The following is a 22471-nucleotide window of genomic DNA, read 5'->3' as shown; positions in this document are numbered from 1 at the left end:
AGATTATTCTATCCTGTTACCGCCAATTGGAGTCTGAAACCCAGACCCGATGATGGCGATAATGTGTCCGAGCGTAGTGGGAATTGTATCCGCCTCGCCGACTATAATGTCCAGGAACCCAGCGGCCCCAGCGATGGCTGTAGTGCCCCGGAACCCAGACCCAGTAATACCCCTGGTGCCAGTAACCGCCCCCATGATAATAGGGCCGATCACCCACACTGACGGTGAAATCGAGCGCACGAGTCTCCTGAATCAGCGGCGCACTGAGTGCCGCCACAGCTGCCAGGAGAATTAAGATCTTCTTTTTCATACTTCCTTTGACCGTATGGCCTCGAAATTTATTCGGCAAGGGGCAATCTTTTTTCCTGTTTCAATATTCGGTAAATGCGTCGTGGGCATAACAATATAGCCAGCGCTCCCCCGGCTGGGCGGATGCAATCACGGGATGACCGCTGGCTCGCGCGTGTTTCGTGGCGTGCTTGTTCGGCGAATCGTCGCAGCAGAGCGTGACTCCGCAGGTCTGGCAGCTCCGCAAGTGCACCCACTGCGCCCCGATTCTTACGCACTCGTTGCACTCGAGAACGTCGGGGAGCTTGACCTCAACAACGGCATCGATGTGCGGGCACGTGCCGGCGTTCATGATTTCTCCTTCAATGATTCGTGAACTCCGGCGATGGCCATGCTCCCTTCGCCCACCGCGGCCGCGCAACGTTTCACCGAGCCCGAACGAACATCGCCTACGGCAAAGATCCCTGGCAGGCTCGTCTCCAGCGCCGCCGGCGAACGTGCCAGGCCCGCCCACTCCGGCGCGGCGGCCACCAGCGCGCCCGTTTGGATGAAGCCCTTCTTGTCGCGCAAGATCTCGGGGGGCAACCATTCGGTGCAGGGGGTTGCCCCGATCATGGAAAAGACCGCGGGCGTTTCAACCAAACGGCGTTCGCCTGTCTTTGTGTTTTCCAACTCCACCGCCTCCAGCACGGAGTTGCCTGTCATCCGCCGAATCGTGGTGCAGGGAAGGAGCTCAATGTTTTCCCGAGCCAGAACGCGCCGCGACAGGTAATCCGACATGCTTTGGGAAAGATCGTGGCCGCGAATGACCAGCAACACTTTCGCCGCGCCTTCGGACAAAAACATCGCCGCCTGGCCTGCCGAATTTCCGCCGCCCACCACAATCACGGTCGCGCCCCGGCAGAGCCTGCCCTCGAATGCAGTGGCCGCATAATAAACCCCAACATTCTCGAACCGATGGCACCCCTCGGCTTCGAGCCGATTGTAGTTTGCGCCGGTCGCGATCACCGCCGCCTTAGCGCAGAGCGTGGCGGAACAACCTTCCACCTGAAAGTGGGCGCGGTATTCAGCGTGCGGAGTATATTTTAGAGACAAGGCTTGCGCGGGTGTGGAAAATTTTGCTCCAAAACGGTAGGCCTGAAGCTGCGCGCGCCAAGTCAGGTCGCCGCCGCTGATGCCGGTGGGAAAACCGAAAAAGTTTTCGATCAACGAAGAGGAACCGGCCTGGCCGCCGGGCGCGTAACTCTCCAAGACCACTGTATCCAATCCTTCCGAGGTCGCATAGACCGCCGCCGCTAAGCCGGCCGGCCCGGCGCCAATTATCACCAGGTCGCAGGCAATCTCGTCTTGGTTTTCGTCGACATGCGACTGAAGCAAACCGACCTCCCGCGCCACTTCGCGGAGGGAAGGCCGGCGCAGAGGCATTCCGCGCGGCGTAATGAGCGCCGGCAGATCTCGATCGGACAAATGCAAACGGCTCGCCAGGGTTGCGCCCTGCTCGCTCTTCACATCGATCAGGCGGTGAGGAATGTGGTTCTTGTCGAGGAAATCGTCCAACTGCCGGCCTGCGCGCGAGTCTGGCTCCGCGAGAATCCGCAGCCCGGCAAACTCCTTGTCCCGCTTCAACCGGACCCGTCGCATGATCAGCGCATTCACGATCGGCTCACCGATCTTCGGCATTTCCGCCAGGGCGCGCCGGAGTTTTTGGGCCGGGACTTGCAGCACTTCTGCGTCCTCCGATTTCACCCGCGCGCTCGCCAGCGCTGAGGTTCCCTGAAGCATTGAGACATCGCCCAGGAAATCGCGCGGACCCGCAGTCGCCAGGATTTGCTCCTCGCCGTCACGCGTTTCGAAGGCCTCGAGCTCGCCTTCCAACACCACAGTGAGTGGGAATTCCCGCTGGCCGGCTTTCAGCACAATGTCGCCACGCTTCAGGTTGCGCCGCGTTCCCAGCGGTTCCAAAAGCGCGAGCTGTTCGTCCGTCAGCTTCGGAAACGCGATCGCTTCCGTATCGCGATAGAACCGTTCGTCCTCCTCTTCCGTGCGCGTCATCACCCGGAGTCTACGCAACGCTCCTTGTAAATCCAAATGAGTCGGGCCACTCTGAAGGGCGATGCTCTGGCGGGACCAAAGGGAAAGCGAGAATGTTGAAGACCAACGCGGATCCGGCGGCGGCGGCGGCCGGATTGCGGTCGGCGGAGGAATCGGCGGAGTCATTCTCGTCGTCGCTTATCTTCTCCTCGGGGGCGATCCGCAGGCGCTCATCAATTCGCAGCAGCAATCGGCTTCGACCCAACCGCGCTCGGTCGATAGCAACGCGCCCAAAGACGAAGCCTCGAAATTCGTCGCCGTCGTCCTGGCCGATACCGAGGATGCCTGGCGGGCCATCTTCGCCAAAATGGGTCGGCAGTACGAAGACCCGAAGCTCGTCCTCTTCTCGAACCAGACTCGTTCAGGTTGTGGATTCGCCAGCGGTGCCACCGGGCCGTTTTACTGTCCGGAAGACCGGCGCGTTTATATCGACCTCAGTTTCTATCGCGAACTGCGGGACCGCTTCGGCGCCCCGGGCGATTTCGCGCAAGCGTATGTGATCGCGCACGAGGTTGGGCATCACGTGCAGAATCTCCTCGGCATCTCCGATCGCGTGCAAGCCGCGCGCGGCCGGGTCAGTGAAGCGGAATATAACAAGCTCTCCGTTCGGCTTGAGCTTCAGGCCGACTTCTTCGCTGGCGTGTGGGCGCATTATGCCGATCGGGTCAAACACATCGTCGAAGCTGGCGACCTCGACGAAGCGATCAAGGCCGCCAGTGCGGTGGGCGACGATAATCTGCAACGCCAGTCCCGCGGCTACGTCGTCCCTGATTCATTTACCCACGGCACTTCCGCGCAACGCGTCCGCTGGTTTCGGAAAGGCTACGAAACCGGCGACCTGAACCAGGGCGATACCTTCCAGGCCCGCGATCTCTGATCGCTGCTTCTGTAGCCGTCGTCCTGCGGGCGACGTCAGAGGAAACGCCGCGCGTCCCGATAGCCCCGGAGGGGCGTCGGATTAGAGCCCGGAGTGAAGCGGCAGCGAAACTCCGGGAACCGATTCGATGCCAATTTCTCCAACCCCTGACAAGGGGTGGCGGACGACGCACCGTCGCCCCTTTCAGGGGCTCGCTATCGTTGCGCACCATACCCGGGAGTTCCGCTCCGCTTCACTCCCGGCTTAATTCCTGCGCGCCTTTCAGGCGCTGGGTGCGGCATCTCCCAGGATTCCGCGCGAGCGTCCCACAGGGACGCTGCTACAGAAGAGGGCTGGCGCACTGAGACGCCATTCAATTCATTCTCGCGCTGCCAGAGCCACACAGCCTAAACTCACCCCATGAAACGGATTCTGTTTTCGTGCGCCCTTTTGTTATCCACTTCGCTCCCCGTTTGGGGCCAGGAGCTATCGGACCTCGCCCAACCGCCGAACAGCGACAACCAAAAGGCGAAAGTCTCGCAATGGATCGGCCTGGTGGAGGTATCCATCACTTACCACAGCCCGCGCGTTCACTTCAACAAGCAGGAGCGGACCGGCCATATCTGGGGCGAATTGATCCCGTACGGGTTTTTCGACGACGGCTTCGGCCCGAGCAAAGCCCAACCCTGGCGGACCGGCGCCAACGAAACGACGACGATCACCTTGTCGCACGACGTGAAGATCGGCGGGAAAGATTTGAAAGCCGGCACCTACGGGTTGTTCCTCGCCCTCGAGAAAACCGGACCGTGGACCTGGATCTTCTCCAAGACCATCGGCTGGGGCGCCTATCAATACGATCCGGCGAATGATGTGCTCCGCGTGCCCGCCGATCCCAAAGATGCGCCGTTCACCGAATTCATGACGTTCGGTTTCGACGATCGCCTGCCCGACTCCGCGACAGCGTTCCTGCAATGGGAAAACAAGCGCGTCTCTTTCAAGATCGATGTGCCCAACGTAAACGAGCTCTACGTCGCCAAAATGCGGGAACAACTCAATTCCTGGCCGGGGTTCAATTACCGCAGCTGGCAGGCCGCCGCTCAATTTTGCGCGGATCACAAAGTGAACCTCGAGGAAGCGCTTGTCTGGGCCGACAAAGCGATTAAGGAACCGTTCCGCGGCGAGGGAGGCGGCCGCGAAGATTTTTCAACGCTCCAGACTAAGGTCGCCGTCCTGACGGCAATGGGCCGCGAATCCGAAGCCGATGCGACCCTGGACAAAGCCCTTCATCTGCCAAACCCCGACGTGATCACGGTGCATCAGGCGGCAATGAGGATTCTTCGGGGCGGCCGCAAAGAAAAAGCGATGGAGGTATTCAAGTTCAACGCCGCCCAGCATCCCGACGAAAAATTCTACACCTACGTCGGCCTCGCTCGCGGCTACACCGCGCTGGGCGACAAACCGAACGCCATCAAGAACTGGGAGATCGCCCTAAAGAGCGTCCCCGAGGTCCAAAAACCAAATCTCCCCATTTACGAAAAGGCCCTCGCCGATCTCAAGAAGTAAGACCGCCCTCTCAACTTTCTTCCTTCTTCCTTCTTACTTCTTACTTCCCGTGAGCTTTCTCAACCTCGACCAGCTCCCCTTCGTCGGCATGTCGTACGACTTCATCGGCGAAAACCACGGCGCGCCCTTCTCCGCCTACATTGTGAACGCTGATCCGGGGAAAGGTCCGCCGTTGCACAGTCACCCGTACGTCGAAGTCGCCTTCACGCTCGAGGGCACCGCCACTATCACCGTCGGCGATGAAGAGCGCGAAGTGAAAGCCGGCGGCATCGTCGTTATTCCAGCCGGCACCCCGCATCGCTTCGTAAATTCTGGCGACACGATCCTGCGCCAGATCGATGTCCACGCCAGCCCGAAGTTCATTCAAACGAACCTGCCCGCTTCGGGCTTCTCGCCTTAATCAGCACCGCGATAAGTCGCGCAAACTCCACCATGAAAACACTTCTCGCTCTTCTGCTTTCCTGCGTCTTGTTCGCGGGCAACGCCCTCGCGGGTCCGACGATCTTCTTCGTTCGCCATGCCGAAAAAACCACTACCGGCGGCGACGATATGGACATATCCGAAGCCGGCCGGGCCCGGGCCGAATCCCTGGCGACCCTTCTCAAAGACGCCGAGATTTCCGCGATCTTCACCACCGAGCTCAAGCGCACTCAACAAACCGCCGCGCCGCTCGCGAAAGCGCTCCATCTCGAGCCAACCATCATTCCGGCCAAGGATCAGCCCGCGCTCATCGCGAAACTCCAGGGTTCATCCGGCAACATCCTCGTCGTCGGTCACGGCAACACCATTCCCAACCTCATCAAGACTCTCGGCATCACGACGCCGATCAAGATCGACGATCCCGATTACGACAATCTTTTCATCGTCCTCCTCGAAGAAAAGCCCCGCCTGATCCGATTGCACTACCGGTGACGTTGCGATCTTGAAGGATGCGGCCAGTTCCGTCACGCTGGCACAATGAAGAAGCTCCTTCTCCTCGCCTGTCTCGCTCTCCCCGTGCCCTTGTTTGCCCAGGGCGGCCTTCCGGACAAACCCTACATCTACGTCGAAGGCAAAGCCGAAATCGAGAAAGCGGCCGACATGGTAACGCTGCGATTCGACTCCGTCGCTCGCAATCCGGACCAGGCTAAGGCAAATCAGGAGGTCCAAACAAAAGCCACGAAGATTCTCGCGCTCCTAAAGGACAAGAATATCGCGCAAAGCGATACCATTGCCGCGGATATCAAATCAGAGCCCGAATTCGAATATGACGAGCCCGGTCACAGGAAGGGTAAGATCATCCGCTACAGTGTGACGAGACGCTTCGAAGTGAAGGTGCATAATCTCGAGATATTTCCGAAGCTGGTCGATGAATTAATAGGTATTCCCGGCACGGAGTTCACCGAGATCACTGGGGCTCTGAAAAAACAGAAAGAAGTAGAGGACGAAATCTGGCGGAGCGCCTTGGTTAATGCCCGCGAACAAGCGGATAAAACTGCGAAAGCAATGGGCGTCACAATTGATTCCGTGTTCGCCATATCGCCAAAGCCATTCGCGCAAATTCGCGGTGACATATTTGGTTCCGACTATGCGGAGACCACCGCACGCTCGATTGTGACCGGCCCGCCCGAGTACCTTCTCGGGCCGATGACCGTGAGCCAAAGTGTTCACGTTATCTACCTGATCTCTCCGGCGAAATAAGCAGGGCTCGTCTGCCTTCTTAATTTTTAATTCTTCCTTCTTACTTTCCTGGATGTCTTCCGTCGTCTTTCTCCGCGCCGTGAACGTCGGCAAAGCCAATCGTTGCCGGCCCGGCGAGATCGCGAAGAAGCTGTCGAGGTTCGACGTAGTGAACATCGGCGCGGTCGGAACGTTCGTGGTTCGAAAAGAGGTCAGCGAATCCACTCTGCGGGCCGCGATCGCCCGGGAGCTCCCATTCAAAATCGAAATTATGATTTGTCCCGCCCGGGAGATTCTCAATCTCGTGGCAAGCGATCCATTTAAAGGACAGCCCTCTGGTCCAATGATCACCCGTTTCGTGAACGTGCTTCACAAGCCCCTCACGTCACACGTCACTCGCCTGCCACGCCGAAGCACGGCGAAGGAGGGTCACATGTCACTTTCCCTTCCCTCCGAGGAAGCCTGGCTCGCCAAGGTCATCGCCATCCGAGGCCGATTCGTTCTGGGCGTTTATCGCCGCGAAATGAAAGCCATCGGTTGCCTCGGCAAGCTCGAGAAGCAAATCGGCGTCCCCGCCACGAACCGCAACTGGAACACCATCGAGAAGATCGTCGCGGTGCTGAAAGCTGGCTGAGGTTCCGCGCGCTGAAGGCGCACTTCAACTTAAGCCTGGGGCAACGCCCCAGGAATCACGCTTCAAACCTGACCGAGCGCTGAAAGCGCGATTCAAAACATGAGTCGCGCCTTCAGCGCTGGAACCAGTGAAATCCCCTATTCCTGGGGCGTTGCCCCAGGCTGGAGTTAAGGTCGCGCCGTTGGCGCTGCGTCGCTCCTTCTGTTGCTGTCGCTTGCCTGTCAGCCGTAGCCTTGGCGAAGGCTGATCACACTGCCGTCCGCTTCAAAAGATAATCGAGGCCACCCACCCGGTACCACCGATAACCGTAGCCTTCGAGCACGATGCGGTGTTTGCCCGACTTTTCGGCCTGGCTGTGTTCATCGCCAAGCAGGTTCATCAAGCGCAGCCCCTCTTTGCCAAGCTCTACATCAACGACTACTTCACGCGGTTCCTCATGCAGATTGTGCAGAACCAAAACAGAATTGTTCCGCCAATCATACCGCATCGCGAGCACCGCGGGATCGCGCATCTTTAGAATGGCGAAATCGCCCCAACCGATCTCCGGCACCTCCTTGCGCATGCGCATGATGCGTTCCGTCCAGTTCAGCATCGACTCCGGATGCCGCCGCTGGATCGCCGCATTGAGCCGCTGATAGCCGTACGGGCCTTCCTCGATCACCGGGTTGTTCGGTTTGTCCGCTTTCGTGAACCCACCGTGCGGTTCGGACGACCACTGCATCGGCGTGCGGGCGCAATTCCGCTCCGGCAGCTCAAGATTGTCACCCATCGCAAGCTCATCGCCATAACGGATCACCGGCGTCCCTGGCAGGGTAAACATGAGGCTGTAAGCGAGCTCGAGCCGGCGCTGGTCGCCCCCGAGCATCGGCGCCAGCCGCCTCCGAATGCCACGATCGTAGAGCTGCATTTTCTTCTCCGGCCCGAATTCATCGAACACCTGTTGACGCTGTTTCTTCGTCAGGCGGCCGAGGTCCAGCTCGTCGTGATTGCGCAGGAACATTCCCCATTGCGCGGTCGCCGGGCGCGGCTTGGTCGCCTTCATCGCTTTGATCAACGGCCGCGTGTCGCAGGAGGCGAGGGCATAAAAGAGGTGCTGGTTTACCTGGAAGTTAAACATCATGTGCATCCGCTCGCCGTCCTTGCCGAAATAATCGAGATCGGTCTCCGGCAGGACATTCGCCTCGGCCAGGATGATGCAATCGCCCTGGCGCCATTGGAGGAATTCCCGAAACGTCCGCAGCATGTCCCATTGTTCCTTCGGCCGGCTCACGTTCGCGCCTTTGGTCCCGATAATGAACGGCACCGCGTCCATCCGGAATCCGGACACGCCCTGTTGAATCCAGAAGCCCATGATCTTCAGAATCTCCGCCTGCACCCGCGGATTCGAAGTGTTGAGGTCCGGCTGGAAATCGTAAAAGCGATGGAAATAATAAGCGCGCGCTTCCTTGTCGTAACTCCAGGTCGTTTTCTGGACGCCGGGAAACACCATTCCCTTGTGGGCGTTTGAGGGCTTCTTCTTCGACCACACATACCAATCGCGATACTTCGACTCCGGATCTTTCCGCGCCTCCTTGAACCACGGATGCTCGTTCGAGGTGTGGTTGACGACCAGATCGATCAAGACCCGGATTCCGCGCTGTTTGGCCGCGTGGGTAAACTCCACGAAATCCCCGAGCGTCCCGTAACGCGGATCAACGTTGTAATAATCCGCAACGTCGTACCCGTCGTCTTTGCAGGGCGACGTCTGGAACGGCATCAACCACACCGCGGTTACACCCAGCCCATGAAGGTAATCCAGCCGCCGCATCAACCCCTCGAAATCGCCGACGCCGTCGCCGTTCGAATCCATGTAGGAGCCGACCGAGAGGCAATAGATGACCGCGTTCTTGTACCAAAGATCGTTGATCATTTTGTCCTCCCTATCATCGTTCCCCAGCGCTCCGCCGCGCCCCTCGCCGGTTACCGGGCCGACCAAAGCCGGCGTCCGTTTCCGCGCTGAAGGCGCACTTCAATTTAAGCCTGGGGCAACGCCCCAGGAATCACGCATCAAAATTGACCGAGCGCTGAAAGCGCGATTCAAAACATGAGTCGCGCCTTCAGCGCTGGAACCAACGGAATCCCCCTATCCTGGGGCGTTGCCCCAGGCTGGAGTTGAGGGCGCGCCGTTGGCGCTGCATCACCCGGGAATAATATTCAGCGCTCGTGCGTCTCCTGTATTGAACAGGAGCGGCCCAAGGCTGTCTCTTGAGAAAGCCCGCTTATGAATCGCCTCACCATCCGATCTCTTATTCTCCTCGCCGTAATCGCGCTTGGCGCTCTTTATATAGCGCGGCAACCGCATGCCCAGGGAACCGAAAAAGTTGCCGTCAAAAATATGGAACCATTGAAGCCCACCGCCCAGGATCTGGCGCCCGTCCCGAAAGTGGAGAAATCGGACGCCGAATGGAAAAAGCAGCTCACGCCGGAGCAATATGCGATTCTCCGCGGCCACTCGACCGAGCGCTCCTGTTCTTCCGTCCTGCTCACCGAACATCGCCGCGGCGTGTTCCATTGCGTCGGGTGCAACGCACCTTTGTTCGCGAGTGACGCGAAGTTTGAATCCGGCACCGGCTGGCCCAGCTTCACTGGGCCGTTCATCCCGGGAATCATCACGACCGTGAAAGATCGCAGCTTCGGGATGGATCGGGACGAGATTCTCTGTTCGCGTTGCGGCGCCCACCTCGGCCACGTCTTCGATGACGGCCCCGCTCCAACCGGATTACGATACTGCCTGAACGGGCTGGCCCTCAAATTCGAGGAACGCCCGTAGAGATTCATCATCGAAAGGTGCTGATTTCGTCTAGCTCCTTGCGGCTTATGTCCGGCACGCGCGCATCTTCCGCGGGACGGCCGACGACCAAAAGAACAAACGGTTTTTCGTGCGAAGGGCGCCCAAGGATCTTGTTCAGGAATCCCATCGGGCTCGGAGTGTGAGTTAACGCCACCAAACCGCACGAGTGCACTGCGGTTACCAGAATACCCGTCGCAATCCCGACTGACTCGATCGCGTAATACGTTGGCGTGCGACTTCCATCGGCCAGGATGCGAAACGGCTGCGCGAACACCGCGATGAGCCACGGCGCAATTTCCAGAAATGGTTTACTCGAATCGGTGCCGAGCGGGGCCAGCGCTTCCAGCCATGCTTTCGGCGCGCGCTGTTCGTAAAACTCTTTTTCTTCCCTTTCGGCCGCGACGCGTATCTCCCGCTTGAGCGCCGGATCGCTCACCGCCACGAAATGCCACGGCTGCAAGTTCGCTCCGCTCGGCGCGGTGCCTGCGGCACGCAAACAATATTCGATCACCTCACGTGGCACGGGCCGGTCGGAATACTCGCGAATCGTCCGCCGGCGATCCATCGCTTCATAAAACTCGCGGGCGCGCCGAAGCAATTCTTCGTCCGATCGAGGACCGATCCCGGGCGCCGGGACAAACCGGGGTTCTGGCATTGCGGCGGACGATCGTGACGATCAGATCACTCTCGGTGGACCACGGTGATCGTTACGAAGCCGGAGCGACTTCCTGAACTCCAAGGTTCAGATCCGGGACCGCGGGTTGCGAATTCATCGCTGCGGCGGCTCGTTTGGCAGCCCAGCGAGCTTTCATGGCCGCCGCAAGTTGCGCACGCCGCTCAGGCGAAATATTGAGCTTTTTCTTCACCTTTTTCGGAGCGGCCGGCTTCTGAACGGGAACTGATTTCGCAACTGCTTTGGGGGCGATTGGCTTGAAAGCGGCGGCCTTTTTCCGCGCGACGGCAGCCGGTTTGCGCTGGGCGGCCACGATCTTCTTTGCCGTTTCCATCGCCTCCAATTTCTGCCTCAGCTTGCTCAATTTCTTTGGACCTTCCCGGAGACGCTTTTCCAGCCGACGGATCTTTTTCCTGAGAGTCCTAAGTTTCATAGTACGAACGAGTTTGTCCGGTCTCCCCAGATTTGTCGATCTTCGCGTTTCGTGCCCTCGATCAATTCAGCGCGAACCCGTCGAGGCATTTCGCGACCTCACGACCGGCCTACTGGCCGTCCCAGGAAAGGCCTTCGGTGAACATCTGGACCTGGCTGCCACCGTCCGCCGGTTTCACGAAAATGGTGAGCGTGGCCGCGCCCCGTTTCCGCTTCATGATCGAGGATTGCGGCTGGATCATGTCCGCGCCGTCGTTCGTCCATCCCTGGGCTTTTAGCGCCGTCGCCAGCTCCGCGCACACCTTCTTCACGTCCGATTTGCTCTTAAAGAGAATGTGCTCGACGACCTTTTTATATTCGACGTCGGTCGCATCTTTCGTGAGCGCCAGTTCCTTCACGTTTAATCCGGCGACTTTTGGTTGAGCCGAGGTTGTAGCATCTTCGACGTCGTCCTCGTCCTCCGAATCCGCCTTCGTGGACTTCTCGCTCGGTTTGGTCGTCGGCTTCTCTTCCTTCTTCGATTCCGGCACCTGAAATTCCTTCGGGATTTCGCCCAGCGGCGCCACGAACTTCAATTTCACCTCCCAGGTTTCGCCGAACGTTTCGACCTGCCCATTGGTGGTCAGTTCTCCCTCGACCTTGCCATCCGCGAACGTGAAGTCGCTCATCTCAATGCTGCCGATTGAGCTGAAGCCCGATTTCTTGTGCGCGCTATGCGCTACCTGGCATCCAAAAATTTGACCATCTTCATGCGCTGAAACGACCAGCGCGCTGCCGAGTTTTCCGAACGCCGCGTCGAAGTCGGGTTTCTTAATTTTCGACTGATCTTTCTCGGAGAACACGAGCACGATTCCCGTCTTGCCGCTGAACGGTTCGCCCCACCGCGCCGACACAAAGGCGATCTTGGCGTCTTTGCCGTTACCCTTGAAAATTCCGGCAACGGTCGCGGGCACATTCGCGGCCGGGCCGGGCGGCTTAACCACGGTCGCCGGCGGCGTATCGCCCGCCTTGAGCAGCGCAACATCGAAATGCACATCGAACCCCGTGGGAAACATTCCCTCGGTTTCCATCGGCTGGCTGGCTTTGCCGATGGCGTGACCGTTCTGCACTTTCAATTCGCCTTTCGCGGTGCCGCTGTGCCGGCCGAGCGAGGTGCCACCGGCAGCGGCACTGAAATACTTGAACTCGCCGGTTTTCTTGAAAATGAGCTTCAGGAATGGCCGCCCGAAATCGGTGTCCCCGCTTTGCCTGTCGTTTTCGCGTGCTTCCTTGATCTTCTCGCCCGGAACCGCCTTGGAGGTCAACACCACCACGATCGCTTCCTCGTTGTCGACTGTCGTTTCGAACGCCAACGCCTGCTTAAATTGGTATGTTTTCTTGTCCAGGTTCAGTGTTCCCTCCCCTGTTTTCTCCTGGGCAAAAAGCGTCCCGGCGCCGATCAGAATTCCGATCGCCATCACATAGATAAATTTTCTCGGCATACGCCGTTATCCCATCAGACAAGCACCGCCGTGCCAAGTGTTTCCGGCGTTGCAGGAACGGCGCCATGCGAAGCGTCATTGGCAACCGGAGCGGTTGCCCTACAATTCCTCTCGTCACGCGTCACATTTCACACGTCACTGCTCCTTGAAATCGCTCACCGAACACCTCTGGTTCGAAGTTCCGGGACGCCGGGGGTTCATCAACATCACGCCGACGATCGAGCAATTGGTCACCCGGAGCGGCGTTGCCGAAGGTCTCTGCCTGGCCAACGCCATGCACATCACGGCGTCCGTCTTCATCAACGACGATGAATCCGGTCTGCACCACGATTACGAGGTCTGGCTCGAGAAGCTGGCGCCGCACGCGCCCACCTCTGCCTATCGCCACAATCGCACCGGCGAAGACAACGCCGACGCCCATCTCAAGCGCCAGATCATGGGCCGCGAAGTTGTCGTCGCGATCACCAAAGGCAGTCTCGATCTCGGTCCCTGGGAGCAAATCTTCTACGGCGAATTCGACGGCCGCCGGAAGAAGAGGGTTTTGGTCAAAATCATCGGCGAATAGAAATCTCAGCCCAGTTGACTGTTCTACAGCAACCGTTTTTCTCTGCAAACTATGCGCCCGAAGTCCTTCAAACCAGAGCAGGGCAAACTTACAGCGATCTGGGGCGGGCTATTTCCAGATCGAAGAGCTTAGACAAGCGTTTGCCTCCCGCCGGGTCAAGCATAACAAAACGTCCGGGACGGAGTCGGGGGATCAGTTCGCTCAACCCCCATCTTATCAATCCTGATTCCACATCCAGCGGATCTTGGAGGTACGTCCAACCTTGGCGCATCCAAGGCCAGAACCCGGCGACGGCACCTTCCGATGCTCTTAATTTCTCAAATGTCCAAGGAAAGTCCTTCTCCGCCTTCGTGCGTGGTTTCTGCGCAGGCACCGCCGGTATCCTGACCCAAAGTCGCGATTCTCGCATTTCACCGGGTACCTGTGCCAGCAGGGCGATGTCGTACGGAATGGGTTGCCCGTTTTCGACATAATAATATGCCATCCGACGAATGTTTCCCAGATCACCGACGGAGTCGTAGAGATAGGCGGAGATGACGCCGAGCATGGGATCGCGATGCTTCTCTTTCCGCAGGCTGGTGGCAAAATCGACTACCGCGTCCATCCTCAGGGTGCCGTTCTCCATCGCCGACAAGGCGGTTTCGGCCATGCGGTTGGTGGAATTAGGGTCAAGGGTTGATTGGTAAACTAGTCCGGATACGCCACGGGAATCGCGTATCACGTGGGTGGTAAAATTAGGCACTCCCGTTACCGAGGCAAACATACCGTCCACAAATTCTATCAGGACCGGTTCGGCTGATTCTGGAGAATGGACGTCGGAAAGCAGCCATAAGTCCTTTTGTGTACTGTTCTGCCAAAGTGTCTTTTTCGTTCCTCGGGTCCTCAAACTTTTGACTGCCTCGCCTTGTATCTTTATGCCGATACAATTGTAGCCCATGCCGGGAATGCGGAGTCGATCGATTTTGTTGATCAACCATTGCCCAGTATTTTCGGATTCTGGAAAAGGCGTGCTGTCTTCTGGTACCGACACAGACCCCCACTCTGCGTCAAGCCGCCGAGTCTCTATAATCTTCGGGCCCGGTGGTCCTATAACAAGATCCGGCGGCGGCCAGCGCGGGAGAACCGGCGGTTTGAACGTCGGATCGGCTTCAAAATAAATATCATCTGCTTCCTCAAACGTGGGACTGATTCTGGGCTTCAACTCCCGGTTATATATTTTTGCGACCCGTGGCACCTCCGTTTTGAGATAGCTCCCAAGGCTTCCGCTTGTGATCTTGTTTTGTTTTAGCTTGGAGAAGGCGTTCGTTTTGGTGCCCCAGAGTGCTTCCAGCAGTACGCCAGAGAACACTCCACGATCGTCGCTGGCGTCCTCGAACGGGAGCATCAAGGCCGCATCCCCGTCTTGCGAGGCATCGAACCGATCAATTTGCGTTTCCCCTGTTGGCGTGCCGGACCTTTGTGAGACTACCCCATCCAGTGAAAGATCCAGTTGTTCGATCTTCGAGGGCAACACGCTGCACGCATCCGCAAAAATGGCGATCTGCTCGATGTTGTAGTACCGCATCAATCGTCGCCGAAGCATTTCCACATGGACTACGCGTAGCTCTGTATCCCATTTGGACAGAAACCACAGCCGTTCCTCCGCATCACGGATCATCCCATGGCCTGAGAAATACAATAACAACCGGTGGACCGGAGCGCCGCCGCTGAACATGGCGTCGAACTTTGACCGCAGAACATCCACCGTCACCGGGTCGGGATCATCCACGAGCAGATGCGATTCGTAGGACGACGTCTTTGCCCACTCATGAAAGGCGCGAGCACCGTTGATCGCCCCGTTCAAAAAAGCCAAATGGCCAGCCTGCGCCACACCGACTGCCAGAGAAAGATTCCGTTGCATCTTGCCTTATCTGATGACGTTCATGATTGACAGACGACGTTGCTTCTCGTCCGATGGGGGAAAAGCCCCTTCATATGAAATACGACTCCTTCCAGGCAAGAAATTTTCTTAACGCAATCGATCTACGCGGCACTCCCCGCGGCATCCTTGAGCTGTCAGCGGCCGACGAGGCTGGGCCTGTTTTTGATCAGGCTAAAACCCAGGCGCAGATTTCGGGCTCCGCCGTGTTCTCCTTCGCCCAAGGCGTCACCACCGACGTCCGTGAGGCCATATCCGATTCTGCCTTACTGGCTCAATTGGTGGCGAACAAGAAGTTTCCAGCCGACCAATCGCCGCTCGAATGGTTCGGGGCCTACGCCGACGTGCTGCAAAACGTCGGTTGGACCCTTCAAGAGAGTAGCTGGACGGATTACACTGCTCAAGGCACGGCCGTTGAGGTGCACAAGAAGATCATCGAAGTCCTGACCGTCGCGTTGGGGCCGGCTCCGGCGGCGCTCCTCATTATTACCACTACTATCAATGCATTGAGCGCAATGAAATCGGACAGCCCGTGGATCACTCTGTTTGAACGTGAAGCGAAGAAGGCGAAGATAGCGCGTTTTCAAATTGGGTTGGTTGACAAGGATCCTAATGGCGACGTCTTCGTTTCTCTCTTTGCGTTCTTGATAAAGGCCCAGGATAACATCACGCAGGTTCTCTTTTTTAAGTTCAAAAATGCGAGAGCCACCTTCCAGGCGAACTCCATGAAGGTCTCCATAGATCGGGCTGCCCTAACCGACATCGGACCCGGAATTCGCAACAAAATTCGGATCTACCAACACGACTACCTAAGCAACGTCTTGGACCTGAGCCCATAATTCAGAACCGGCGGTCATGACGTGGCGGCGATCAAAAGGCGCCCGAAAGCATCGTCTCCGAGCGATCGCGTGGCTGATATGGCGCGTCGTAATCCACTCTACCGGCCAGACAGAGGCCAGCTTCCGATCATTTGTGCACGCACCTCTCGGCGAAATCCTTCAGCCGCTTGATTAGGTCGTCCGGTTTCTCGAGTTGGATTAGGTGGCCGGCGCCCTTTACCACGATCCGCTCGGATCCGCTGATACCGCCGCTGATCGCCCGAGTGTGAACCTGCACATCCCCGATGTCGCCTTCACCAAGGAGAATCAGCGTCGGCGCTTTGATCTCGCCGAGCCGTTCGCTGGCTGGCGGCGCGAGTTTGTTTTCGAGAGCGCCGTCGTATTTCTTTAGCTTTTCCGCGTTCGCGACGAGATGCTCGTAGATTTTGCGGCGCGCCTTCTCATTCGGGCCCGTGAGGAGAAACTTGTCCTGCGACCAATTCCTAGCCATTGCGCGGACATCGTCGCGCTCCATCGGCTCATTGTTGCGATTCGCTCTCGCCCGAAACTCAGCGCTGAAGTCCATGCCGTGCAGGACCGGGCCAATCAGAAACAGCCCAACCGTCATCTCCGGTTGCTCAATGGCAAAATCGATCGCGAGTGCGCCGCCTGATGAGCTGCCGGCCACTACCGTGTGTTGCACCTTCAAGTGCGTCAGCAGTTTCGCCAGGTCCTCGACCGGCGAAAACGAACTGGTGGCCGGATCGGAACGCCCGTAACCGCGTCGATCATACCGGATCACATGGCACTTCGCCCCGAGCCGTTGCCAGACCTCGTCCCACGACTTGGAGTCAAGCAAGCCATCATGCAAGAGAACTACCGCCGGACCGGAACCGCATTCTTCGTAGTAAAGTTTCGCTCCGGAGACATCAACGTAACCAGTCTTGCCTCCGCCCTGCCCGTTTGAATCGGCCGCGAGAGCTGCAGCTGCGATCAGCGCAGCGAGGATAGAAAAGATGGAATAGAAAATAGTCTTGCTGCTTCCCGCCATCCTCAATCCTCGATCCTCCATCCCCGCTTCTCCCTTACTCGTCCGCCCGCGTCGACGCTGACTTGATATCGACCACCGGAGTGCCATCGAACGCTTCGATTGGCCCGATCTTTAAGCGCGTGCCATCGATCTCGCGCACGATGACCGGGTGCAAGCCGAGCGGATTTGGTCGCGCCGGCGAGCGCGTGTAAAAGACGCCGGTAAGCGGACGGCTCTCATCACTCCGCGGATGGTTCTTCAAGACCGCGCGGTCCGCCTTATCCAACCAGGTGATCACAATCAGCTCGTGACCAACCTCCATACCAAGCAGCGCGTCCGCGAATCGCGGTTCGATCTCGAGCCACGCATCCGGGGCTCCTTCCGGTCCCTGCCGCGGCGCGTCTTCGCGTCCCTGCACCGTCGACCGGATGAAACCAACCGGCTCCAGCGTGTACTCGTTCATAATATGTAACCTCTTCCTTCTTCCTTCTTCCTTCTCACTTCTCACTTCCCCTTCTCCGGATCGTATTCCCAAAGCCTTTTCGGATCGCCAAACACCGCGCCGAGTACGCGCTCGGGCCAAATCTCGAAGTAGGTCAGCACCAGCGCCATCAGCGGAACCATAACAAGGGCGAGCCCGTGCGCGGCCATGAAAAACATGGCGACGGCGCGCAAGATCAGAAGATAAGTATCCCAACGCACTCGTTGCTTCAGCTCATTGTCCGGCATCGTGTCGTAACCGGAGCGGAACGCCTTCCAGAAATGCCCGGCCGCGAGCGATCCAAAAGTCAGCCAAAGCAGCGGCGACTCCGCCAGCGCTCGCCGCAACTCTGTTCCAAGCAACAGACCGTGGAGCGGAATCAACACAATCCAGTAGGGCAATCCGACAACGACCATCAGCACCACCCAGGTCACTACTCCACCGACGACATTCTTCGCCACCAATGCCACTTTTCCCGTCGTAGCGTTACGCAAGTGCGGCTGGCTTTCCCGCACCGCTCTCGGCACCATGGCCGTTACGATCGCCGCCAGAGCCGCCAGCCCATCGAACCAATAACTAAACACTGCCAGCGCGGCCGACCACCCGAACGCATAAATTCCGACGACCGGAACCAGGTTTCGGCCCAGGACCACCCAGGCATGCGGATTCCGCACAAACTCGCGCAAATGCTGCGACACCGGCGGCGGCCTGATCTGCCGAGTTGCTGGCGAAGTCTCACCCGTTGAATCCACGCGATGATCTAATCACAGCCCGCCGGCGAACGAACGCGAATAAACGTGTTCAATCTTGTTCCCCACTCTCCCTTGCCGACGGTCCGAGACCGCCGCTACAGGATTGAGCTCACGGCGCGGTGACCGCCGGCTTCTCGATGCTCGCCACCGCCTCTCGCAAATCCTTGTTCATCTGTTCGGTGTAATACTCCGTCAGGTTGCTCTCGAACATCCACTTTCCCACGTCCGATTGCATCAGGTTGGGCAACATGGAGCGCTTCCACTCGGCGAGCTTGGGGTCGTCCACGGACATGTATCCGCGGTTACGCAGGTCATCGAGCTGCGAATACTGATCGAGAACGATGTAAACATAGTAAATCTGTTTGACCAATTCTTCCGTCTCCTTCTGCCGCTGAGCCTCCGGGACATTTTGAAGTCTTGCCTTCACCGCGTCGGCGATATTACGCCAGCAAAGACCCACCATCGGATTTCGGTCGACCACGAACCGGTTCATCTCAAATATCGTGGAATTAATTCGATCGAACGTGCTTTGCCGAATCTGTTCGACATCGGCCGAGAGACTTCGCGGAGGCACGCCAATGCGATCGAAGAGCAACTGCTCGAAACGATCAAAGAATGAGAAATCCTTCTGTTCGCCCATCCTGATCAGGATGGCATGCGCATAGGCAGGATTCTTCACTCCGCTTTTCTTCTCGCGCGCGTCCTCTTCCGTCCCACCGATGTCGCTATAGCGAAGCGTGACCAGCCGAGGCGGGCCGAGCGTGGGCGATTCACTCAGCGTTCGCACTCCTTCGTTTATGATCTTTTCGCCGTTAGGCCCGACATCAACCACCCCGTCGCGCTCGGCGTTGATGACGTAGAGATGGTCGGTCACTTCCCGTTTGAATGTCTCCATGCGCGCCTGGCCGGCCGGGTCGCGTGGATCAAGCAAGGCCTTCAAATCCTCCTTCACCCTTCCCAGCTCCGACTCGGTGCTGGCTTGAATTCGTTCCAGCTCCGCCCTCTGCCCGCCCAGCAGCTTCACGAGCTCGGTGTGTTGCGCTAAAACAACATTCTCGGTCGGCGGCGAGAACAGGACAATCTTGTGAATCTTATAAGGTTGTTTCTTTGGAAAATCTTTCGCCCGATTAAGAAGAGTGCGCATCGCGAGCAGTGAGCCCTTGCCGTGGGCGACGATCGTGATGGTCTTATAATTATCCTCCAGGTGGCTGAGCAGGTTATCCAGCTTTGCCGCTCCCTCATCAAACGCTGCCGCATCGCCATAGAGCGCCTTCTCGAACCCGCAAAACACGAAATCGTAGTTTCGATTGAACCGCGGGTCATCAAGCAGGACTTTCGGTTTGCCCCAGGTGTTGACGTAATCGCCGGTGAACCCGCGCACGAAAACAATCACGTCCTTGGCCTGAAAAACGTTGTGCCGCAGATGCAACAGGGCGCCTTTGTAATGTGGTTCTTCGCAAAACCATCCTTTGTCCGTCAGTCCAAGCCAGCCGAGAGTCATTTGATCGGAAACGAGGGCGCCGAGAGCCAGGTTGTTATAATCCCGGGCAAACCATCGCCTGATCAGGCCGGGGACGGTCCAGTATCCAATCAGCGCGATGATCACAAACACAAAATAGCGATAGCGCCAGCACAGGCGCCGGTACGAACTGATCCGGTGACATTCCCTGCAGCGATAGGATCGATCGTGGATCTCCGAGTAACAGGCTGGGCAATTCATCGGTCGTTAATTACCGCCTGTTTGCGGTGATGCTTTGGGAGTGGCAGCCGGTGCTGCAGCCGCTCGCAGGTCCTTGACCATCGTCTCGGAGTAATACTCCATCAGGTTATTATCCAGCATCCAGCGGCCTAACTCCGATTGCATCAGGTTTGGCAGCCAGGAGCGCTTCCAAGTGACGATCATGTCATCGTTCGGCGAGAGAATTCCGCGGCTTCGCAGACCGTCCATCCGCGCATACAAGCTGAGGAAGATATAGACGTAGTAGGCTTGCCTGGTGAGGTCTTCCATTTGCTTGGTCCGGGCCGGCTCCGGGACATCTTTGAATCTGGCCCGAACGGCGTCGGAAATGTCCTTCCAGGCCAGGCCGACCATCGCGTTCTTGTCGACGACGAACTTGTTCATCTCGAAAATGGTGTCCTCGATTCGATCATGCGTGCTTTGCCTGATCTGTTCGGCGTTGGCCGCAAGGCTTCGCGGCGGCAGACCAATGCGATCGTAGAGCAGTTCCTCGAAATGATTGAAGAATGAGAAAGCGCCTTGCGCTCCCATCTTCACTACGATGCCGTGCGCATAACTCGGATCTTTCACTCCACTTCTTGTTTCTCGCGCCTCTTCCTGTGATCCGCCGATGTCACTGTAGCGAAGCGTGACCAACCGCGGCACGCCCTGAGTCGGCAGCTGGCTCAATTTTCGCATTGCTTCGCTCACGACCTTTTCGCCGTCCGGTCCCACATCCACGACTTCGTCCCGCTCGGCATTGATGACGTAAAGATGTTCGGCCACATCCTTCATGAACGCTTCCTTCCGCGCCTGGGCCATGGGATCCTGCGGCTCAAGCAACGCCTTCAGGTCCTCCTTCACGCGGCCAAGTTCTGAGTAGGTGTTCGCCTGCATTTGCGCGATATCCGCGCTCTGCTCGCCGAGTATTTTCACGACCTCCTGCTGCCCCGCGAGGGAGACGTTTTCGGTCAGCGGCGTAAACATGACGATGCGGTGGATCTTGTACGGTTGCTTCGTTGGAAAGTCGTGAACGCGATTGAGAAGCGTGCGCATCGCCAGCAGACCGCCCTTGCTGTGAGTCACGATCGTGATGCTTTTATAATCCTCCTCGAGATGAGTCAGGGTGCGATCGAGCCTGTTCGCTTCCTCATCGAACGCGGGCACGTCCCCAAAGAGCGCCGTTTTGAATCCATAAAAGACAAAGTCGTAGTTCCGATTAAACCGCGGATCGTCCAGCAACATGCTCGGCTTGCCCCAGGTGTTGATGTAATCTCCGATGAACCCGTGGACGAAAACGATGACGTCCTTGGCTTGGAAAACCTTATGCCGCAGATGAAGCAGGTTGCCCTTGTAATGCGGCTCCACGCAAAACCATTCCTTATCGGTCAGTCCAAGCCATCCCAGGGTCGTGGCATCCGAGACCGCCGCGCCCGCGGGCAGCTTGTCGTAACCGTGCACGAATCTTTGCCTGATCAGTCCGGGGAGCGTCCAGAATCCGATCAGGACAATAATTATCAGGACGACGTAACGATACCGCCAGCAAAGGCGCCGGTACGAACAGATCCGGCGGCAATGCCGGCAACGGTACGAGCGATCGTCAATCTCGGAACGACAGGCCGGGCATTTCATGGCGGATCCACGGACCGCCATCCTCCAGACTGATTCAGGCCAGCGCTATTGGACCAAGGTACTATTCGTCATCCTGAGGGCCTCCCGGGAAAGCCTTCGCGGCGAGGTACGACTTAAGTCCGATAGCACCGCGTCGCGCCGCGGGGAACTATGCCGGGGCACAGCCCTGATACCAGCATGAACCTGTTGCGCCTGCCGCCCTGGATTTTCGGCATCATCGTCGTCACCACCTTCGTAGTGTTGGCGATCGGGGGCCTGTTTGTTTTTCAACTTCTCGCGCGCGGCCGGCTCCGATTGGTCGAGCACCTCAATAACCAGGTCATTTTCTTCGCCTCGATGATCGGCATGTTCTACAGCCTCACGGCCGGCATGATCGCGGTCGGCGTCTGGACCAGCTACCGGAACGCGGAAAATGTCGTCTCGTCCGAGGCCACGGCGATCGGTTGCCTCTACCGCGACGTCACCGGTTATCCGGAGCCGGCCAAGACCCAGATGCAGATCGAGATTCGTGCCTACGTCGACTTCCTCCTCAACCGAGCGTGGCCCCTCCAGAGGCAGGGGCTGCCGACGGATGAGGCGACGCGGATGTTAACAAATCTCGAACATTTGCTGGTCCAATTCGAGCCCACGACGAGCGGACAACAAATCCTCCACTCCCAGGTGATGACCCAATACAACCAGGTCGCCGCTCTCCGCCGCCAGCGCCTGAACGCCATCGGCGGCGGTCTGCCTTCCGTCATGTGGTCGGTCGTCCTGATCGGCGCCTTCCTGACCATCACCATCACCTACCTGCTCGACATCAATCGCAAACTCCATTTCATTCTGACCGGATTCCTCTCCATGTTCATCGGCCTGGTCGTGTTCGTGATCGCCAGCCTCGACCGTCCCTTAAGCGGTCCCCTCGCCATCGATTCCCACTCTTACCAGCTCGTCCTCGATCGCCTGATCGATCTGAAGTGATTCGGCGGGCTCGCCGGAGCGGGCCTTCCAGACGACGGTTCTTATTGCCAACCGATCAGTCGCCGGCCAATCCCGAGCCCATCACTCCACC

23 protein-coding genes are annotated in these 22471 nt (G+C 58.1%); 10 read left to right on the top strand and 13 right to left on the bottom strand.

From position 1 onward, the window contains the following. Positions 1 to 16: 16 nt before the first annotated feature. Genes VJU77_14720 through VJU77_14710 form a run of 3 tightly spaced genes read right to left on the bottom strand, consistent with a single transcriptional unit; the run spans position 17 to position 2340 of the window. Complete coding sequence (locus tag VJU77_14720; protein HKP04602.1) at positions 17 to 310, bottom strand: hypothetical protein; 294 nt, start codon at positions 308 to 310, stop codon at positions 17 to 19. Between the two features lie 60 nt (positions 311 to 370). Then, positions 371 to 640: a UBP-type zinc finger domain-containing protein gene (locus VJU77_14715; protein HKP04601.1), complete on the bottom strand. Its 270-nt coding sequence runs from the start codon at positions 638 to 640 to the stop codon at positions 371 to 373. Further along, entirely contained in the window at positions 637 to 2340 is a 1704-nt protein-coding gene (locus tag VJU77_14710) for an FAD-dependent oxidoreductase (protein ID HKP04600.1), read from the bottom strand. The genes VJU77_14715 and VJU77_14710 overlap by 4 nt, the downstream gene beginning before the upstream one ends. A gap of 61 nt (positions 2341 to 2401) precedes the next feature. Between VJU77_14710 and VJU77_14705 the strand changes: the two genes are divergently transcribed. The 6 genes from VJU77_14705 (at position 2402) to VJU77_14680 (ending at position 7091) form a co-directional block, all read left to right on the top strand. Next, positions 2402 to 3256, top strand: a complete 855-nt coding sequence (locus VJU77_14705) for a neutral zinc metallopeptidase (protein HKP04599.1) — start codon at positions 2402 to 2404, stop codon at positions 3254 to 3256. Positions 3257 to 3655: 399 nt separating this feature from the next. After that, positions 3656 to 4798 (top strand): DUF2911 domain-containing protein, encoded by a 1143-nt coding sequence (locus tag VJU77_14700; GenBank protein ID HKP04598.1) that lies wholly within the window; start codon positions 3656 to 3658, stop codon positions 4796 to 4798. A 49-nt stretch (positions 4799 to 4847) separates the two neighbouring features. After that, complete coding sequence (locus VJU77_14695) at positions 4848 to 5198, top strand: cupin domain-containing protein (protein ID HKP04597.1); 351 nt, start codon at positions 4848 to 4850, stop codon at positions 5196 to 5198. 32 nt (positions 5199 to 5230) lie between these two features. After that, a complete protein-coding gene (locus VJU77_14690) occupies positions 5231 to 5710 on the top strand; it encodes a histidine phosphatase family protein (GenBank protein ID HKP04596.1) in 480 nt (159 codons plus the stop codon). A gap of 45 nt (positions 5711 to 5755) precedes the next feature. Then, positions 5756 to 6478, top strand: coding sequence for an SIMPL domain-containing protein (locus VJU77_14685; protein ID HKP04595.1), 723 nt, complete (start codon positions 5756 to 5758; stop codon positions 6476 to 6478). Between the two features lie 52 nt (positions 6479 to 6530). Beyond that, the gene (locus tag VJU77_14680; protein HKP04594.1) at positions 6531 to 7091 is read left to right on the top strand and encodes a DUF1697 domain-containing protein; all 561 of its coding nucleotides are present in this window, start codon (positions 6531 to 6533) and stop codon (positions 7089 to 7091) included. Between the two features lie 247 nt (positions 7092 to 7338). Here VJU77_14680 and VJU77_14675 read toward each other — a convergent pair whose 3' ends face one another. Continuing rightward, positions 7339 to 9000 carry an alpha-amylase family protein gene (locus VJU77_14675; GenBank protein ID HKP04593.1) on the bottom strand — a complete coding sequence of 554 codons (1662 nt, stop codon included), beginning with the start codon at positions 8998 to 9000 and terminating at the stop codon, positions 7339 to 7341. Between the two features lie 351 nt (positions 9001 to 9351). Between VJU77_14675 and msrB the strand changes: the two genes are divergently transcribed. Beyond that, positions 9352 to 9900 carry a peptide-methionine (R)-S-oxide reductase MsrB gene (gene msrB / locus VJU77_14670; protein ID HKP04592.1) on the top strand — a complete coding sequence of 183 codons (549 nt, stop codon included), beginning with the start codon at positions 9352 to 9354 and terminating at the stop codon, positions 9898 to 9900. A 7-nt stretch (positions 9901 to 9907) separates the two neighbouring features. Here the strand turns inward: msrB and VJU77_14665 are convergent, their stop codons facing one another. From VJU77_14665 to VJU77_14655, 3 genes are all read right to left on the bottom strand, one after another. Continuing rightward, on the bottom strand, positions 9908 to 10576 hold the full coding sequence (locus VJU77_14665; GenBank protein HKP04591.1) for a nitroreductase family protein: 669 nt from the start codon (positions 10574 to 10576) through the stop codon (positions 9908 to 9910). 52 nt (positions 10577 to 10628) lie between these two features. Further along, the gene (locus VJU77_14660) at positions 10629 to 11027 is read right to left on the bottom strand and encodes a hypothetical protein (GenBank protein HKP04590.1); all 399 of its coding nucleotides are present in this window, start codon (positions 11025 to 11027) and stop codon (positions 10629 to 10631) included. Between the two features lie 109 nt (positions 11028 to 11136). Continuing rightward, positions 11137 to 12507: a hypothetical protein gene (locus tag VJU77_14655; protein ID HKP04589.1), complete on the bottom strand. Its 1371-nt coding sequence runs from the start codon at positions 12505 to 12507 to the stop codon at positions 11137 to 11139. A 145-nt stretch (positions 12508 to 12652) separates the two neighbouring features. On the opposite strand from VJU77_14655, the gene VJU77_14650 reads away from it, so the two are divergent. Further along, positions 12653 to 13072 (top strand): secondary thiamine-phosphate synthase enzyme YjbQ, encoded by a 420-nt coding sequence (locus tag VJU77_14650; protein HKP04588.1) that lies wholly within the window; start codon positions 12653 to 12655, stop codon positions 13070 to 13072. A gap of 88 nt (positions 13073 to 13160) precedes the next feature. Here VJU77_14650 and VJU77_14645 read toward each other — a convergent pair whose 3' ends face one another. Continuing rightward, entirely contained in the window at positions 13161 to 14972 is a 1812-nt protein-coding gene (locus tag VJU77_14645) for a hypothetical protein (GenBank protein HKP04587.1), read from the bottom strand. 74 nt (positions 14973 to 15046) lie between these two features. Here VJU77_14645 and VJU77_14640 point away from each other — a divergent pair, with 74 nt between their 5' ends. Continuing rightward, the gene (locus tag VJU77_14640; GenBank protein ID HKP04586.1) at positions 15047 to 15829 is read left to right on the top strand and encodes a hypothetical protein; all 783 of its coding nucleotides are present in this window, start codon (positions 15047 to 15049) and stop codon (positions 15827 to 15829) included. A 127-nt stretch (positions 15830 to 15956) separates the two neighbouring features. On the opposite strand, the gene VJU77_14635 is transcribed toward VJU77_14640, so the two are convergent. The 5 genes from VJU77_14635 to VJU77_14615 form a co-directional block, all read right to left on the bottom strand. After that, positions 15957 to 16859 (bottom strand): alpha/beta hydrolase, encoded by a 903-nt coding sequence (locus VJU77_14635; protein HKP04585.1) that lies wholly within the window; start codon positions 16857 to 16859, stop codon positions 15957 to 15959. A gap of 34 nt (positions 16860 to 16893) precedes the next feature. After that, positions 16894 to 17301 carry a tRNA (N6-threonylcarbamoyladenosine(37)-N6)-methyltransferase TrmO gene (tsaA, locus tag VJU77_14630; GenBank protein ID HKP04584.1) on the bottom strand — a complete coding sequence of 136 codons (408 nt, stop codon included), beginning with the start codon at positions 17299 to 17301 and terminating at the stop codon, positions 16894 to 16896. Between the two features lie 41 nt (positions 17302 to 17342). Then, entirely contained in the window at positions 17343 to 18071 is a 729-nt protein-coding gene (locus VJU77_14625) for a hypothetical protein (protein HKP04583.1), read from the bottom strand. A gap of 109 nt (positions 18072 to 18180) precedes the next feature. Next, complete coding sequence (locus VJU77_14620; protein ID HKP04582.1) at positions 18181 to 19677, bottom strand: alpha/beta hydrolase; 1497 nt, start codon at positions 19675 to 19677, stop codon at positions 18181 to 18183. Between the two features lie 120 nt (positions 19678 to 19797). Beyond that, on the bottom strand, positions 19798 to 21420 hold the full coding sequence (locus tag VJU77_14615; protein ID HKP04581.1) for an alpha/beta hydrolase: 1623 nt from the start codon (positions 21418 to 21420) through the stop codon (positions 19798 to 19800). Positions 21421 to 21597: 177 nt separating this feature from the next. Here VJU77_14615 and VJU77_14610 point away from each other — a divergent pair, with 177 nt between their 5' ends. Continuing rightward, positions 21598 to 22380, top strand: a complete 783-nt coding sequence (locus VJU77_14610; GenBank protein ID HKP04580.1) for a hypothetical protein — start codon at positions 21598 to 21600, stop codon at positions 22378 to 22380. The last annotated feature ends 91 nt before the right edge of the window (positions 22381 to 22471 follow it).

This window comes from Chthoniobacterales bacterium (assembly GCA_035274845.1).
Classification (GTDB): Bacteria; Verrucomicrobiota; Verrucomicrobiia; order Chthoniobacterales; family UBA10450; genus AV80.
Note: the sequence above shows the minus strand (reverse complement) of the source record. Positions and strands in the feature narration are given on the sequence as shown.

Coding starts and splice junctions, on each gene's coding strand:
- VJU77_14720 (HKP04602.1), bottom strand. CDS start 310: ATGAAAAAGAAGATCTTAATTCTCCTGGCAGCTGTGGCGGCACTCAGT.
- VJU77_14715 (HKP04601.1), bottom strand. CDS start 640: ATGAACGCCGGCACGTGCCCGCACATCGATGCCGTTGTTGAGGTCAAG.
- VJU77_14710 (HKP04600.1), bottom strand. CDS start 2,340: ATGACGCGCACGGAAGAGGAGGACGAACGGTTCTATCGCGATACGGAA.
- VJU77_14705 (HKP04599.1), top strand. CDS start 2,402: ATGCTCTGGCGGGACCAAAGGGAAAGCGAGAATGTTGAAGACCAACGC.
- VJU77_14700 (HKP04598.1), top strand. CDS start 3,656: ATGAAACGGATTCTGTTTTCGTGCGCCCTTTTGTTATCCACTTCGCTC.
- VJU77_14690 (HKP04596.1), top strand. CDS start 5,231: ATGAAAACACTTCTCGCTCTTCTGCTTTCCTGCGTCTTGTTCGCGGGC.
- VJU77_14685 (HKP04595.1), top strand. CDS start 5,756: ATGAAGAAGCTCCTTCTCCTCGCCTGTCTCGCTCTCCCCGTGCCCTTG.
- VJU77_14680 (HKP04594.1), top strand. CDS start 6,531: ATGTCTTCCGTCGTCTTTCTCCGCGCCGTGAACGTCGGCAAAGCCAAT.
- VJU77_14675 (HKP04593.1), bottom strand. CDS start 9,000: ATGATCAACGATCTTTGGTACAAGAACGCGGTCATCTATTGCCTCTCG.
- msrB (HKP04592.1), top strand. CDS start 9,352: ATGAATCGCCTCACCATCCGATCTCTTATTCTCCTCGCCGTAATCGCG.
- VJU77_14665 (HKP04591.1), bottom strand. CDS start 10,576: ATGCCAGAACCCCGGTTTGTCCCGGCGCCCGGGATCGGTCCTCGATCG.
- VJU77_14660 (HKP04590.1), bottom strand. CDS start 11,027: ATGAAACTTAGGACTCTCAGGAAAAAGATCCGTCGGCTGGAAAAGCGT.
- VJU77_14655 (HKP04589.1), bottom strand. CDS start 12,507: ATGCCGAGAAAATTTATCTATGTGATGGCGATCGGAATTCTGATCGGC.
- VJU77_14645 (HKP04587.1), bottom strand. CDS start 14,972: ATGCAACGGAATCTTTCTCTGGCAGTCGGTGTGGCGCAGGCTGGCCAT.
- VJU77_14640 (HKP04586.1), top strand. CDS start 15,047: ATGAAATACGACTCCTTCCAGGCAAGAAATTTTCTTAACGCAATCGAT.
- VJU77_14635 (HKP04585.1), bottom strand. CDS start 16,859: ATGGCGGGAAGCAGCAAGACTATTTTCTATTCCATCTTTTCTATCCTC.
- tsaA (HKP04584.1), bottom strand. CDS start 17,301: ATGAACGAGTACACGCTGGAGCCGGTTGGTTTCATCCGGTCGACGGTG.
- VJU77_14615 (HKP04581.1), bottom strand. CDS start 21,420: ATGAAATGCCCGGCCTGTCGTTCCGAGATTGACGATCGCTCGTACCGT.
- VJU77_14610 (HKP04580.1), top strand. CDS start 21,598: ATGAACCTGTTGCGCCTGCCGCCCTGGATTTTCGGCATCATCGTCGTC.